Here is a 14,066-nt window from a genome sequence, read left to right on the forward strand (position 1 = left end):
CAACACCCAACATAAAAGCTTGTCCTGGTTAGGCTTTCTTGACTCACGCCAGTACTTTCAACCGTGCGTTATCAAGTATGTTTGTGGCACAGGAGTGTCCAAACCCGGTTTCTCTGGCGTTTCTGACAAGAGATTATCAGATGATCGCAGCACAAGTCAATCAAAGATGGCGAATAAATTCGCTCGTGTCCTCTTTCCGCCCCGCTTTAAAAAGACGGGGCTACCAGAGTCCCGGATTATTTAGGTGTGGTTTGATGTTAAGTGGGGCTGGCAAGATGCAACCCCACTAGAGAGCGCGAATTTCGTTAAACCTTGGTCAGGAGTTCGTAGATAGCTGTTTTTGCTTTCGCCGATTTGACTACCCCAGCATCCTGGATATATTGCAAGAGGCGTAGGGCTTCTTCAAGTTTGTTGGTAGCATCGATAACGAGTGGATGGCGAGATACTTTGAGATCTTTGATCAAGGTGGAGATTGGCTTGTCTATGCAAAGAGACAGTTGTTGATGGTTGGATTGCTGTTTCGTCATATCCTTTAGACGTTTGAATCACTACATCTATAGCTTTCCAGCCCCATAGCTGGTCGCTGCCAAACAAAGGTTAGGAAGTTTGTTAGGATTCTCTGTTAGGGACTCGCTCGTGTTGTAATGATGGCACGCACTCCAGATTCATCTGAAGGGTTATTCACGGATGCTGCAAAAAATTGGGAACTACAGAGGTTGTACAAAGACTTAACCGTTGCCAAGCGGGACTTTGCGCCTCACAAGAGACGGGGACTCACAGAGACAGAAAAGAAACATCTGCGTGGATTACTCTGTGACTATAGTCCGGCTGAAATGGCTAAAAAGCTACATAAAAGTGCTAGAGGAGTGGAAGCTGACCTGTGTAGCACAATATATCGATATGTCGAACAACTGACCGAACGACCACCCAATACACTAAAAAATTGGCGGGATATTCCTGAATGGTTGGAACAAAGAGGATACAAAATACAGGTATCTGATGCAGTTGATGGTGAGAAGGCGATCGCATCTTCTCCTTCAGACGATATAGAGGCAGGACATCGGGTTGATATTGCGGCTCAATACGATCGCCTGATTCGTTTAGAGGAACTGAAGCGAGAATCCAGAGCATGGTGCATAGAGCGCTTTCGGATTGCTGTCTCCAGCAAAGAGGAAGCTGTAAGTCTTGCTGATGACCTTTCAATTGGATCGCCTCCCTCCAACCTGCTGAGACTTGACCCTGGAAAAGTGAGTCTTGTGGTTGGAGAATTGGGCATCGGCAAAACATTGATTGCACAACGTCTCTTTCAGCAAGCAATCCAACAAGCACAGGAAAGTACAAATACTGCTATACCTGTCTACCTGGAATCGTGGCAATGGCGGCAGGAAAGACGCCTGAAAAAAGCAGTAGAAGCTGCTGCCGATGGTTTGGGCAATCCCAGAACTCAAGGTGCGATCGTGATTCTTGACGGACTCGATGAAGTAGAAACCAGACTTGCCAGTCAAGTTCTCAGCGAAGCTCATCGTCTCGTTGAGGAATGGGACAACACGACTGTAATCATCACCAGCAGGCCAACCCGATACACCGATGATGTTCAAGGGAAAATCCTAGTCCCTTTGTTGTCTGAAGTGCAAGCCTATGCTCTGATCGAAAGAGTCTCCAAGCTGCAAATGACTGCGATGATCTGTTCGCGTTGGACTGAAGCTATCAGAGATGCTATTCGCCGCCCTCTGTTTGCACTAATTGTAGCGAGGTATCTGCGGAGGGCGGATCAAAAAGCTCCGCGCTCAACTGGAAAGTTATTATCGTGGCTGGTTGAAGACGCACTCGAACAAGTAAATGCAGACCGCAGTAATTGCGACCAACTGCTGAAACGACTGGCAATGCTGTCCATCGAGTCTGGAGGCGATCGGATTCGCGCTACTGATGTTGCACCTACACTAGATGCTCTCAAGCCACTTTTAGATTCCAGATTAGTTGTTGAGCGTTCTAGAGGAATAATTTCTTTCCCTTTGCCAATCTTAACTGAGTGGTTTGCAGCGCAAAGCTTAGCAGACGACCCATCGAAGGTAGAAAATTTTGTCAGCGATCCTCGGCAACTGGAGAATTGGCGATATCCTCTGACCATTGCTACAGCAACTTTTGGTCACGAGCTAGTATCAAAACTTTTAGTGCCGATCGCGAAAAAATACCCGGCATTTGCTGCCGAAATTGTGCGCGAGGGAACTACACGTCGGGGAAATGAAGAGGTATCGCTGCCATCGCCCCGCCAGTGCGGACAGCAAATTCAAACAGTAATGCCAGCTTGGATCGAGGGAATTGGTTCGCTGGCTCAACTCATCGCTCCAATCCGGCAAGATGGTACAGTTAAACCCATTGGTGTGCGGACAGATGGTGCGTGGCTAGAAGCAGCCTGGTATGAAGGTAGTGAGAATTTACAAAATATAGTCAATTTGCCCTTGGATTGGAAGTGCCCTGACTCGCGGGAATGGTACAAATGGACTAGCGGCAGGAGTTCCCGACCCGGACATGAGTCAGCTTGGGCTTGGCGTTGGACACTCGATAAACTGGTCAAAAACCTTTCACGAAAACTCGAATCCACTACATTGTTAGTTGATAGCGAAATACTCATTCGCGAAGCTGCGTGGCGAGCAGCACTTGCCATTGTCGAATATCGACCCAATTCCAAGTTGACCAAACTCAAGTCGTGGGAACTTGACGAAATTCCCCTAACCCACATTGAGGAAACGCTATCGGAAATTGAAGTAAAAGCTAAGTTGAATTGCTACGTTATCTTGCCCGATATAGGCAGTTCTTTGAGAACTAAGGAACAAGAATACTATCTCAAGCAACTCAGAAGAGAGGTAAACCGTCTTCAGAGTTTGGGTGAGTCTGCATTGTACAATCCCTGGCCTGGTTCCGATCGAACTCAGGGTAAATGGCTTTGGGAAGGGTACAGCCTTGAGCGACTGCGTATCCGTGCAGAGAAGGTTTATAAAGGAGCGCTTGATGCTTACCAGTTAATTGTTAACACTTGGTTTAAGCAACTAACTCCGGGAATGCAGATAGCAGCAATGTTACCAGCTCGTCTTGTCGGTGCGATCGCACCATCTCCTCCCAATCCAGGGCCTTTTGGCAGTCCTCCATATTTTGATTGGTTCCTAGAAGCATTACCAGAAAACGCACAAAATGAGGTTGAGATTGCTATTAACGAACATTGTCTCCGTCTTGTTGAAACTCACAGAGAGCGGATGGATTTTGCTTCCAGACAACTAAGCTTGTTACGTCCGAATGCAGCTGTATGGATAAGATATGTGCCTTACAACGGTAATTTTTCCGACCATTTTTTTGGTCACAGTCCTGCTACGGCTTTGGCTTACTCTTGGTTGCGGGAGGATCTAACGGGGATTTTTGGTTTTGGCAGGCAAGTCTGAAAGCAGATTATGATGAACGCCCTTCCCACAAGTCAGCGGATTGGTCGTCATATCATGTCCGGTCGATTACCCATAATCAGACGCCGGGACACGGCACGATTAACGTCCATTGTTTGTCCGAGATATCTATGATGCCGTGTCCCTACGCAACGATTCTGTGAGGTTTTTTTATTATGGGCAATTCAACGGACATCATATCAGTCGCATCGGCTTTCCTCAACCCCTATAGCAATATCACAGTTTCAGCAGATTGATTTCCCCCATTACGAGGGCGAAGATGTCAGGTAATTTCCGTATCGAGTCGCTTGAGGAAAATCAGTAGTTTGCCCTCGCTGAACCATTGAAACAGTGAGTGGGAAAAGCAGTTTGACGAACCCTCATGGGTTGATTGGAACGAGCCAAAAAATTATAAAAGTACCATAGGTTATTGGAAATCTGATTCAGAAAACGATGTGACTTGGAAACCCCGGTGTAACTTTGACTTTGCCATTGATCGAGAACTTTCCTCTTCTGTTGGCGGTGGCTTAATTTTTATCAATGGAGACGAATTGCGATGCAGCCACCGTTTACTGCTGCCGACAGATTGAAATATGGTGATCGGCGAAGTCTCTACTTTAGTTTCAGGTCAAGCGATCGCGAGCGTCAAAGTTTTTGCAACATGCCCAGAGTTACACCGTGATTACCCTCAATAGTTACATAAGTTTTGTTTGAATGTTGTTTATTCTACTGGTTGAGTTGCGATCGCGATCGATTTTGCCTGTGCTGACCCAGCCTTTCTACAAGAGAGTTGCCCTACTCTGCTGTTTCACGAAAGAGCTTTTCGATTTCGGCTAGCTGTTTCAACTTGCAGGGCGCACAACCCGGATCAACTTACCTTGCAGGGATTCCTGAGCAGCGATCGCTCGATAGTTTGAGTAGCGATCGCATCCACTCATTTTTCAGATTTTAGCTTTTTGATTTCGGCACTCGGCAACAACAATGTCTCCTCAATTTCCTGTTTTAGCATCCACGAATCATCAGACTAACTTAACTTTTACTGCTTGGTGGACTTAACTGGAGTATGAGGAAGCGATCGCCCCGTGATGGCTCCCCGTCGATACGAGCGCTGGCGATCGCGCCAACACCGGGTTGTCCGTTCGCCCTTGTCTGTTTCACTCGGATCATCTTTCTGCAACGCAGCCAGGATTTGAAAGCACTGCCGGAGCAGAAAGAGCAGAAATCCCGCGTGGGGATTGAGCCAGGTGGCGACGCCCACCACAGCAAACTCGATGACTTTGAGCCATTTCTTTTTGTTGGATTTAGACATTAGGAGAACCTTTTTTGAATGCTTAAATCCATTGCAGCAATTGGATTTTAGAGTTAGTTAAGCTTACTTAGCTGACTTAGGCTGATTTAGCCTGACTTAAGCTTGCTCCGGAAAAAAAAAGTAGCTAAACTATCTGTGTAGCCTTCGCCAATTTGCCCGTAATGTCCTTTCCTCATGACTTCTTGACCGAAATCGCTCGCACAAAAAAGCTGAGTGACCCGGAGATAGCTGTTTTTTTGCTGCTATTTGGTCAAGATAAAAATAAGGTTCAAATTGCCAATGAGCTTGAGACAACTGAAAGCGCTGTTAGGAACCGGCTAACAAGGGTTTACAAAAAGTTTGGAATCAACGATCCGGGTCCGGTTAAGGAAAGGGAGTTACGGCGCTATTTAGAGGAGCGGCAGAAACGCAAACCACCGAGTTCACTGTCAAATCTGCCTGCGGAGAGCGTGAAAGATCCTGTTGATGCGTTAGTTCAGCAGGAGCGATCGCCCCTTCACGATGACATTTATCCATTGTATGAGAATTTACAGGTTGAAGGCTTAAAAGTTGAAGAGATAAAAAGTTATTTGTCTCAAGTCAAATCTCTATCTCTATATACTTATCCAGATGCTGAAGATGATTGGGAAATTCTAGTCGCTCACTATGGAGGCAATCTAAAAGCAATAGAAATTGTGGCTAAACGAATTCATGAGAGATACAACGATGATATTTCAAATTATGTTTGCAGGGAGTTGAAGCAGGGCAGCAATTCCGTTTTAGAAGAGATTGAGCAACTGTTAGACCGACAGTTTGATGAACTAAATAACCGGGAACAGCAGATTATGTACTTGCTGGCTATTGCAAATGATCCAATGAAAATAGAAGAAATTGAATTTGTCCTGCTTTGCCAAGTTAATACTAATAAGTTAGAACATCTGTCTCTGATTAAGAAAAGTAATTCTGGCTCTTATAGCCAGATACCTATGGTCGTAGATTATGTTACCAAAAAACTTATCAACGAGATTGTCATTGAAATTTGCGTTCGAAGTCCAAGACTACTTAATGAATATCCTCTACTTCAAGCTCAGTCTAAGGACTACATTAAAGATCTGCAAAAGTGTCGCATCCTGAAACCGATTGTAGATCGACTCCTAAAACCAGAAAAATTAGGCGGTCAAAAACCGATTGAAGATAGTCTAAAATTCATGCTTGATAATTGGCGTATACAAAAGCCAAAATATGGCTATCTGGGAGGCAACATTATTAATATATTTCTATTTGGACTGATAGAAACAGATTTAAGAGGCTATGATTTGTCGGAGATACCTGTTTGGAATGCTGAATTAAAAGATGCATATTTGCCTGAAGTTAATTTGAGCAATTCAGATTTGTATAGCTCGAATTTTGCTGAAGATTTGAGTGGCGTTCGTTCAATTTGTTTTAGCCGTGATGGGAACTATTTTGTCACAGGAGAAGCGAATGGTAATGTCAGATTGTGGGAAACTCGTAATTCCAAGCAAATCAAGATATTTAGCAACCAAGAAAACCACAGCAATCAAGTTTGGGCAGTAGCTTTCAGTCCAGATGGAAAAATTATAGCTATTGGAGGAGAAAATAAAATTGTACAGTTATGGAATGTAGAATCTGGAGAAAAACGTAAGGACATCCAAGTCGAGCAATGCGTTTATTCAGTTGCCTTCAGTTTTGATGGTAATATTTTGGCAATTGCGGGAGATGATGGTATTGCTCTATGGGATACGAGTACAATTCGGCGTATCAGCTTCATCTCAAAAGTCAAGCAAGTATATTCTGTTGCTTTTAGTAACTGCAATACTTTAGTTAGCGGCAGCCAAGATAGAACTGTAAGATTGTGGGATATTAGTAATATTGACCGTCCTCAACCTTTAAGGGAGTGGAGGGAACATCAAGCGGCAGTACGTTGTGTTGCATTTAGTCCCGATGATATCACTATTGCTAGTGGGAGTGAAGACGGTTCGATTCGACTATGGAATGTGGATAGCGATCGATCTTTCAAAACTCTGAAGCATGACGATGTAAAACAAGTGTGGACAGTTGCTTTTAGTCCAGATGCTAAAATTCTCGCTAGTGGCAGTTGCGACAATAGTCCTGCTGGGATTGATGAGCATCATAATATCAGTTTGTGGAGTATTGACGATGGTAAACGTCTAAAGATACTAGGTACATCTAAAGACGGACACAAGAATCAGTTACGCTCTGTCGCCTTTTTTCCTAACTCCCAAAACCAAGAATCTAATTTACTTATTAGTGGTGGCGACGATTGTGCTATTAAGATTTGGGATGTAAATAATAGAAAATGCCAAAAAACTATACAAGGATATACCAATAGAATTTGGTCGGCAGCATTTAGTCAGAATGGTCAAATATTAGTAACTGGAAGTGAAGATAATAAAATTCGTCTTTGGGATATTCAAAATGGTAAATGTGTTAGAAGTTCGCTAAAAACACTCTCAGGACATACTGATTGGGTTTGGTCAGTAGTTTTTAGCCCAGACGGAAATATGCTAGCTAGTGCCAGTGAGGATAATACAATAAAGCTGTGGCGACTTAAAAATGGGAAATGGCAAGAAGAGTATACTTTGAAACAACATACTGATAGAGTAAGAATAGTGGCTTTTAGCCAGGATGGAAAAAAATTAGCCAGTGGTGGTAACGATTACAAGGTTATTTTATGGGATGTCTCTACTCATAAAGTCATTAAGGCTTTAGAGCAAAATTCTGGGGGACATAATCGCCGGATATTATCACTAGCCTTTAGTCCTAATGACGATTTAATTGCTAGCAGTAGTCTGGATAAAACTATTCGGTTGTGGAATTACAAGACAAATCGCATTGATATTTTAGGAGAGCATGATAACCAAGTTCATTCGATTACTTTTAGTCCAGATGGTAATTACCTTTGATAATAAACTGAAAATTTGGCACCTCAAAACAAAAGAATGTCTTCATACTTTTGACGAACATAAAGATAGAATATTGACTGTAGCGATTCATCCAGAAGGTCTAATTTTTGCGAGTAGTGGACACGATAAAAACATTCGGTTATGGAGTATAGAAGACAAGAAATGTTTTCGTACCTTAAAAGGGCATGAAGGTGCGGTGGAATCTGTGATGTTTAGTCCTAAAGGTGGAATTATTGTCAGCAGCAGTCAAGATCAGACAATCAAAATCTGGGATCTCTTTACAGGTAAATGTATTGACACAATAGAACCTGATAGTAAACCTTATCAAGGCATGAAAATTGCTGGTGTTAAGAATTTAACCGATGCTCAGAAGTCTACACTCAAAGCTTTGGGCGCAGTGAGTGATTGAGGAAGATCCGAATCTAGCCGTTTCTCAGAGGAAACTAATGCACTTGAGCAAGTGAATATTTACTTGAATATTTAATTGCCAAATGGTTTTGTAAAGAAAATTAAAGTATTGCAAGCCTTCTAAAATACCAGCAGCATAAGAAGCTTTGGCAAGATAGTGGTAGTCCGTTGAATTTGTCTTGTACCATTCAAGTAGTTCTGGACGAGCGTTGCCTACAATAATTCCCCGTTCTTCATTAAATAGTGCTATATCGTTTCCAGAATCACCGCATACAACAGTTGAATATGAATTAATGCCCCACTTCTGTTGTAATAATTTTACGGCTAACCCTTTATCTGCATAAAAGGGTAGGATGTCAAGATCTTTGCTACCACTGTAAATCAAATTGAATTTCAAACTCGAGTTTTCCAGTGCAGATTTAAGTTGGGGTAAAACTTTTACAGCAGTTTCTTCAGGGATGAGGTAGCTTACTTTGAATGGACGTTGTTCAGACTCTTGCTGAGGAACTAATTGAGCAAAATTTGCGGCAATTTCGACAAGGTCACGATTCCATCCACTAGATAGCTTTTCTGACCATTCTGAGTCAGGAGTTTCATCATGAGAATCAAAGTAGATTTCAGTTCCTACCGCTGTAATGAGTGCATCAGGTTCGAGAAGCGATTGTTCTTCTGTTAACCGCTTATATAGGATCTGCGATCGCCCTGTTGCATAAACTATTTTTGTGCCAAATTCCTTTCGGTGCTGCTCTAACTTCCGATTTATTTTTCCTAAAGCATCGTCATCACCTACGAGTGTATAGTCTAAATCGGTCACGAACAAAAATGGATTCATAATTACTCACCTTTAGTGTAATCGATGCGAACTTGCTCAGAATGTTGGGTGCGTACGCTCCCCCCCCCTCCACAAAAAGCGATTCTCCTTCACTAGACGCTGCCCTTGGAAGTCCAAGGATGAGCGATCAAATGCGTACGCTCTATCCCCTAATCGCGCCAAACTAACTACTTTACGGGGATTTCACCGCCATCTCTGCAATCAGGGGTTGATATTGACGACTTGAGAAGGGACGAAAATCATCTAGAGCATCGATACTCATTTTACATAATAGGCGAAACTCAAGTGGAGTTGGAGGTTTATTGACACGCTCTACCCTCACCTCTAAGTTATAATTTTGTCGAAGCAAATCAAAAATTTCTGCTAGCAAATATCGCGGACAATAGCCGACAATGTAGCGATCTTCAGTGTTTAAAATTAGAGCTTGCTCGTCGTAGGGATTTTGAAATTCGTGAGCTAACCATAATTTGGATCAAACTGATTAATCCGCTCAATTGCACTGCTTGGCAAATGTCGCAGAGCATGGGATAAAAAGTAGAGATGGTACTGTCCTTGTTCGTCAACTTCTGGACAAGGAAAAACGGCGAGTGTATCTGTTTCTCGTGAGCCACCACTGCGGGCTAAAATTGCCATTGGGTCATTTTCATTGTTGGGAATATTGAGCCATTCAATAAAACTTGAATAATCAGGACGCGCTCGCGACATTAACCGATTAGCAAACACTGGAAATAACTGAGTTGATGTATAGATTTCATCTAAGCGCGGAAACGAAGACAAAGGTTTAAAAGCACATTTCTCTTGGGCTTCTTTTACACCTTGCCTATAGACAAATTGATAGATACCACCATCAAATGTTAACCGACCAATCGGAAATAGCGGCTGGGGTCTTGCCAAGCTAAAAATAGTGTTTTTGGTGTCTTCAAGGTAGTGTTTCCCTCAAGTTAAGTAGCCTGTGTTTGTTGATTTCCAGAATTTCTTGAGCAAAATTGCTGGCTTCGGGAGAGATGCGCGAGGGATTAATGCGATTAAAAATATCTAATATATTGGCTTTTGAAATATTTTCAAGCCGCGCCAACCACACAGAAGCTGCTTCGGGATAGCGTTGAGCAACGAGTGAGAACGCATCAAAAGTTTTAAGAGTCTTTCTATCATTAACACTGCCATAAAACGCTGAAAAACATTTGTTCGCATAAGCCAGAACTGAGCGTTTCTGCCTTTGAGCGTCAGAGAGGTCGCGTCCTAAACTTGAAGCATGGTCGTAAGTAGGTGCTAGGTGTTCGGTTTCTTCTGAAGTCGATGCTGTTTTCATTCGGACAATCCCCCAGTTTTCATGGTGACGGTCTCCGTTACCAATCCACGCATCTAACAAAAGATAGCCAACAAATACATCTACTGCTTTTTGGATGCCAGAGGGTGGTGTCCAATCAATGGGTAAATTTACAGACTCCCTTACAATTACGCTCAGCACTAGATCGATTGTATGTTGTGATGCACCGTAGGTGCTGAATGTTGGGTAATTTGGCACAATTGAGGCAAGAAGTTCGTTGCCATGCACAAGCGTCCCCCCTTGTGGTAAAAAGTTGAGACTCATTCAACCATTTGAATAAATCCGGCAGAAATAGGCTGACTAATTCATCCAACACCACAATTAAAGGGTCAAGGCGTTTCTTAGCAATGTTGCGATCTACAATCATGTGTAGGACGCTGCACAGCAGGGGGCCAACTGCATCCCGGCGTTCTCTGTCCATGCCAAAAATAATCATTTGCTCTTGGTTATTGCTAATGTAGCCAGCCACGAGGCATCCACCGATGCCACATAGTTCTGAAGGAAAGGCGATGAAAAAGATGGGTTGTTTTTGATTTTTGGCTTGAATTTTTAGGAGTTTGATTTTGGATGTATCAGCTCAGGTTGGATTTGAGTAGTTTTCTTGAATCGCTTGCTCGATTAATTCGGGAAAGGCAGTACTTTCCTGCCATTGGGTCGGGGAATCCGACCGAGTTTTGAGCCAGAATAACAGGGCTATTGGTGTGAGAAGGATTCCCAAAAGAATAACCAAGTTTTTGCGTGGAATGCGAAGTAGCACGGGGCGTTAACCACCTGTTAAATTGATTTTGAGGTATGGCTCTGCTATCTGACGACCGTATTCTTGCACCCTTGTCCCTTGCACGTTAGAAATTTGTGCGTTGATAGGAATGGCTTTGCCACCGAAAAAGATTTGACCGACTCGTTCGAGTAAGGGTGTTCCCGATAAGTTTTGTTCGGCTTGTTCGACGATCTTTTTGATGTCTAATTCCCAGATTTGACGTTGTTGAGCCAGGGGAAAGGCTGCGAGTAGCGCTTCTTTTGCGACGGTTTCTTTGTTGGCAATTTTTGACAGGATTTCTTGTCCTCCTGGGGTTTGGTTGAGGACAGCTTGTACATCTGTGCGATCGCTCCTCAACCCAAAGCGACCCAAAGGCGCTGCACAAGAGGACTGACACTGAATCGAGCCAACCGCACCCCCATCCCCCGGAAGCCGACCCGCCGTACTTTCAACAGCTTCAATGGCTTGGGAAAATTGGTTAATATTGATGCCTCTAACTGCCTCCGTAGTCGGTTGGGAAAGCCGTGAATCGGTTGGTTGAGTTGTAGGATTTATGGCAGTTTGAGGTGGTTCTGTTTCGTTCGGTTTAATTGTTTGCGGTGTCGATTCAATAGTGGCATTTCCAACAAAAATGGGTTGCTTTTCTTTAACCACCATTAAAGGCAAAGGGCCGAGAAAATAGGGGCTGCATCCCAAATCTGGCATCCCCCGCTGACAGATGCGGAAATACATCGCCAGCGTTGCAGTTCCTTTCGCCTCGTCCACGCTTTCAACAACTACTTTGAAACCGTCGCCAAAGGGATGGCGTCCGGTGGGTTCCTTGCCACCATTCAACTGTCCGAGAGAGCCAAATCCTCCCCTGACTAATTGGGATGTCCCCATCCACTCGGCTGCTGCTGTGGTTGGCACATCCGTTGTTTCTGCTGCTGCGGCAGGTGCTGGCTCACTTGCAGGCTATGCAGGTATGGCTGCCGCAGTTTCATCACTAGGACTTGGTGGAGCCACAACTGCAATTGCAGGAATGATGGGAACTAATGTAGCTGGAGCAGCAGCAACTGCTGTCGTCACTTCGGCTGTTGGTGGCGCTGTAGTGATGGGCGCAATCTTAGCAGGGGGTACAGCAGCATCGGCTTATGGTGTATATCAGGCTGGAAAGTGGGTTGGTAAACAGTTGAAGTAGTGGTAATTAAGAACCTAATTTAAATCACCAAAATTATTTTGTCTTAATCTTGGTGGGTAATACTCACCTTTTTTATTTGGCATTTAACAGTATAGAAACCGTCTTATTTGGTTGGGTAATAGATGATCGTGGTGCAAGGGAAAAGAAGGAAAGCGTTGGCGAGCAAGAGAGATTAGAAGTGACTCAAAATCTGATCCCGTGCGGGGCTGCAAAGGGCGATCGCTTCATGAGGTTGCTACTATTGAGACAAACAAGACAATTTGCTTATGGCACTGGGGATCGTAGCTGAGGTCGCACGACTAAAAACTGACGCTGATGGCGTAGTTCGCGTCGGAGAAACCCGTGTCACATTAGACACTGTTGTTGCCGTCTTCAAGCAAGGAGCAACAGCAGAAGAAATTGGCGATCGCTATCCGTCGCTGAAGCTGGCTGATATATACGCCACAATTGCCTTCCACTTCAACCATCAGCAGGAGGTGGAAGCATATTTGCAACAGCATCAGCAACAAGCGCCAGCAGTTCGCCAAATGAACCGGGCAAAGTTTGACCCGCAAGGTTTGCGCGCTCGATTGCTAGCCCGCAAAGCAGAACGGGAAGTATGTTGAAACTGCTGGCTGACGAAAACTTTGATAACAACAAGGAAATAAGCAATGGGAAAGATAATTGTTACTGATTTAACTCGGTTTTCAAATCCTGATAAAGTCTGCATAGCTGGGATTGATATAGAAACTGGCAAGTGCATAAGACCTCTTCCCTATTTAAGTATTGCTGAATGTGAGAAGCTTCATGTTCTCCCTGGAACAATACTTAGTGGCAACTTTACTAAGCGTCTACAACTAGAAGGTCCCCATCAAGAAGATAGGAACTATCAAAATCTATCTTTTCATGGTTCTTGCTCTTTAGATGAATTTAAGAAAGCACTTGAGTATGGTCTAGTAAATAGCATAGAAGAGGGATTTAACATTGAACTGGAGCGAAATCAGAAGCATATCCCAATCAAACACGATCTCAATCGTTCAATTATTACGCTGAAAGTTCATCCTATAACTATAACTATTGCAGAAGATAGCTATAAACCAGGCCAAATAAAGCTGAGGTTCTGCGAGCGGTCAAATCGGTGGTTTAACTATATGCCTATAACTGACTTAGGTTTTTATGATTGTGCAATGAAGCATCACAAAGATGATGACCTTGATCGCCTCAATCAATACATCAAATCTCAGAAGGAAGCCTATCTAAGAATTGGTTTAAGTAGAAGTTATCAATCTCCTGATGGAAGGCAGGGTTATTGGATTCAAGTAAACGGCATTTATACCTTTCCTGATTATTTTAAAGAGATAAGAAGCTACGCATAAATAATAAAAAATAGCAATGTTCGGTGAGACGGCGATCTAAGCTGGAATTATGATTTAAATCTTTTACGAATAGCGATATGCCTCTAAATGAACTGCTACCTGCTGTCACTCAGCTATAGCGAGTTGGAATCAGGGCTGATTTCTAAGGAGAATCTATCTTGCTCTAGTAGATGTTATTTTATTAACAAATTTGGAGTTTACTTTAGGAAAAAAAGATGGGTTACGACTATCAGCAATTCCGGTTGCTGTTTTGACTAGGGGCATTAAACCGGGGACTTCATTGCTGAAGTAAGGCCACCTGGGATTGAAGGGTATGGAAGCTATATTTAAGGATGGTTTCGATGCGTTGAAATCTCACGGCGTGGATTTGTCCGGTAAACTGATGCCAAGTTTTCTGCCCTTGCATGAGCTTTTCTACAAAGTCGGTTGTTTTGGTTTCTTCAGCACCTGCAACGGTGTAGGTGCAATAGAGTCTTAAAAATTTGGTCTGGCGAATTCCTTGTTGGGTTAATTCTCTCATTCTCAATCTTTCGGAACGTGCGA

Annotated in this window: 13 protein-coding genes; 6 read left to right on the top strand and 7 right to left on the bottom strand. The window is 43.5% G+C overall.

What is annotated here, in order from left to right:
- Window positions 1-305: 305 nt before the first annotated feature.
- Complete coding sequence (locus ACE1CM_RS19810) at window positions 306-527, bottom strand: hypothetical protein (RefSeq protein WP_374879597.1); 222 nt, start codon at window positions 525-527, stop codon at window positions 306-308.
- A 117-nt stretch (window positions 528-644) separates the two neighbouring features.
- On the opposite strand from ACE1CM_RS19810, the gene ACE1CM_RS19815 reads away from it, so the two are divergent.
- The gene (locus tag ACE1CM_RS19815; protein ID WP_374879599.1) at window positions 645-3,434 is read left to right on the top strand and encodes an NACHT domain-containing protein; all 2,790 of its coding nucleotides are present in this window, start codon (window positions 645-647) and stop codon (window positions 3,432-3,434) included.
- 1,033 nt (window positions 3,435-4,467) lie between these two features.
- Here the strand turns inward: ACE1CM_RS19815 and ACE1CM_RS19820 are convergent.
- Window positions 4,468-4,740, bottom strand: a complete 273-nt coding sequence (locus ACE1CM_RS19820; RefSeq protein WP_374879601.1) for a hypothetical protein — start codon at window positions 4,738-4,740, stop codon at window positions 4,468-4,470.
- A gap of 182 nt (window positions 4,741-4,922) precedes the next feature.
- Here ACE1CM_RS19820 and ACE1CM_RS19825 point away from each other — a divergent pair, with 182 nt between their 5' ends.
- Together ACE1CM_RS19825 and ACE1CM_RS19830 are read left to right on the top strand one after the other, a co-directional pair.
- A complete protein-coding gene (locus tag ACE1CM_RS19825; protein ID WP_374879603.1) occupies window positions 4,923-7,664 on the top strand; it encodes a hypothetical protein in 2,742 nt (913 codons plus the stop codon).
- On the top strand, window positions 7,648-8,073 hold the full coding sequence (locus ACE1CM_RS19830; protein ID WP_374879605.1) for a WD40 repeat domain-containing protein: 426 nt from the start codon (window positions 7,648-7,650) through the stop codon (window positions 8,071-8,073). The genes ACE1CM_RS19825 and ACE1CM_RS19830 overlap by 17 nt, the downstream gene beginning before the upstream one ends.
- 24 nt (window positions 8,074-8,097) lie before the next feature.
- On the opposite strand, the gene ACE1CM_RS19835 is transcribed toward ACE1CM_RS19830, so the two are convergent.
- From ACE1CM_RS19835 to ACE1CM_RS19850, 4 genes are all read right to left on the bottom strand, one after another.
- Window positions 8,098-8,904, bottom strand: a complete 807-nt coding sequence (locus tag ACE1CM_RS19835) for a sucrose-phosphate phosphatase (protein WP_374879606.1) — start codon at window positions 8,902-8,904, stop codon at window positions 8,098-8,100.
- A gap of 456 nt (window positions 8,905-9,360) precedes the next feature.
- Window positions 9,361-9,798: a hypothetical protein gene (locus ACE1CM_RS19840; protein WP_374879608.1), complete on the bottom strand. Its 438-nt coding sequence runs from the start codon at window positions 9,796-9,798 to the stop codon at window positions 9,361-9,363.
- 25 nt (window positions 9,799-9,823) lie between these two features.
- The gene (locus ACE1CM_RS19845) at window positions 9,824-10,495 is read right to left on the bottom strand and encodes a hypothetical protein (RefSeq protein ID WP_374879610.1); all 672 of its coding nucleotides are present in this window, start codon (window positions 10,493-10,495) and stop codon (window positions 9,824-9,826) included.
- A gap of 499 nt (window positions 10,496-10,994) precedes the next feature.
- Window positions 10,995-11,897, bottom strand: a complete 903-nt coding sequence (locus ACE1CM_RS19850; RefSeq protein WP_374879612.1) for a hypothetical protein — start codon at window positions 11,895-11,897, stop codon at window positions 10,995-10,997.
- On the opposite strand from ACE1CM_RS19850, the gene ACE1CM_RS19855 reads away from it, so the two are divergent.
- The 3 genes from ACE1CM_RS19855 (at window position 11,887) to ACE1CM_RS19865 (ending at window position 13,523) form a co-directional block, all read left to right on the top strand.
- On the top strand, window positions 11,887-12,168 hold the full coding sequence (locus tag ACE1CM_RS19855) for a hypothetical protein (protein WP_374879614.1): 282 nt from the start codon (window positions 11,887-11,889) through the stop codon (window positions 12,166-12,168). The two genes, ACE1CM_RS19850 and ACE1CM_RS19855, sit on opposite strands and share 11 nt — an antisense overlap.
- Window positions 12,169-12,434: 266 nt before the next feature.
- Window positions 12,435-12,773 (top strand): DUF433 domain-containing protein, encoded by a 339-nt coding sequence (locus ACE1CM_RS19860; RefSeq protein WP_374879616.1) that lies wholly within the window; start codon window positions 12,435-12,437, stop codon window positions 12,771-12,773.
- 45 nt (window positions 12,774-12,818) lie between these two features.
- On the top strand, window positions 12,819-13,523 hold the full coding sequence (locus tag ACE1CM_RS19865; RefSeq protein ID WP_374879618.1) for a hypothetical protein: 705 nt from the start codon (window positions 12,819-12,821) through the stop codon (window positions 13,521-13,523).
- A gap of 277 nt (window positions 13,524-13,800) precedes the next feature.
- On the opposite strand, the gene ACE1CM_RS19870 is transcribed toward ACE1CM_RS19865, so the two are convergent.
- The coding region (locus tag ACE1CM_RS19870; protein ID WP_374879620.1) for a hypothetical protein at window positions 13,801-14,066 on the bottom strand (266 nt) is incomplete at its 5' end.

Source organism: Microseira sp. BLCC-F43 (assembly GCF_041929235.1).
GTDB lineage: Bacteria > Cyanobacteriota > Cyanobacteriia > Cyanobacteriales > Aerosakkonemataceae > Microseira.

Excerpts from the sequence above, each read along its gene's own strand:
- ACE1CM_RS19810 (WP_374879597.1), bottom strand. The coding sequence starts at position 527 with ATGACGAAACAGCAATCCAACCATCAACAACTGTCTCTTTGCATAGAC.
- ACE1CM_RS19815 (WP_374879599.1), top strand. The coding sequence starts at position 645 with ATGATGGCACGCACTCCAGATTCATCTGAAGGGTTATTCACGGATGCT.
- ACE1CM_RS19820 (WP_374879601.1), bottom strand. The coding sequence starts at position 4,740 with ATGTCTAAATCCAACAAAAAGAAATGGCTCAAAGTCATCGAGTTTGCT.
- ACE1CM_RS19830 (WP_374879605.1), top strand. The coding sequence starts at position 7,648 with ATGGTAATTACCTTTGATAATAAACTGAAAATTTGGCACCTCAAAACA.
- ACE1CM_RS19835 (WP_374879606.1), bottom strand. The coding sequence starts at position 8,904 with ATGAATCCATTTTTGTTCGTGACCGATTTAGACTATACACTCGTAGGT.
- ACE1CM_RS19845 (WP_374879610.1), bottom strand. The coding sequence starts at position 10,495 with ATGAGTCTCAACTTTTTACCACAAGGGGGGACGCTTGTGCATGGCAAC.
- ACE1CM_RS19860 (WP_374879616.1), top strand. The coding sequence starts at position 12,435 with ATGGCACTGGGGATCGTAGCTGAGGTCGCACGACTAAAAACTGACGCT.
- ACE1CM_RS19865 (WP_374879618.1), top strand. The coding sequence starts at position 12,819 with ATGGGAAAGATAATTGTTACTGATTTAACTCGGTTTTCAAATCCTGAT.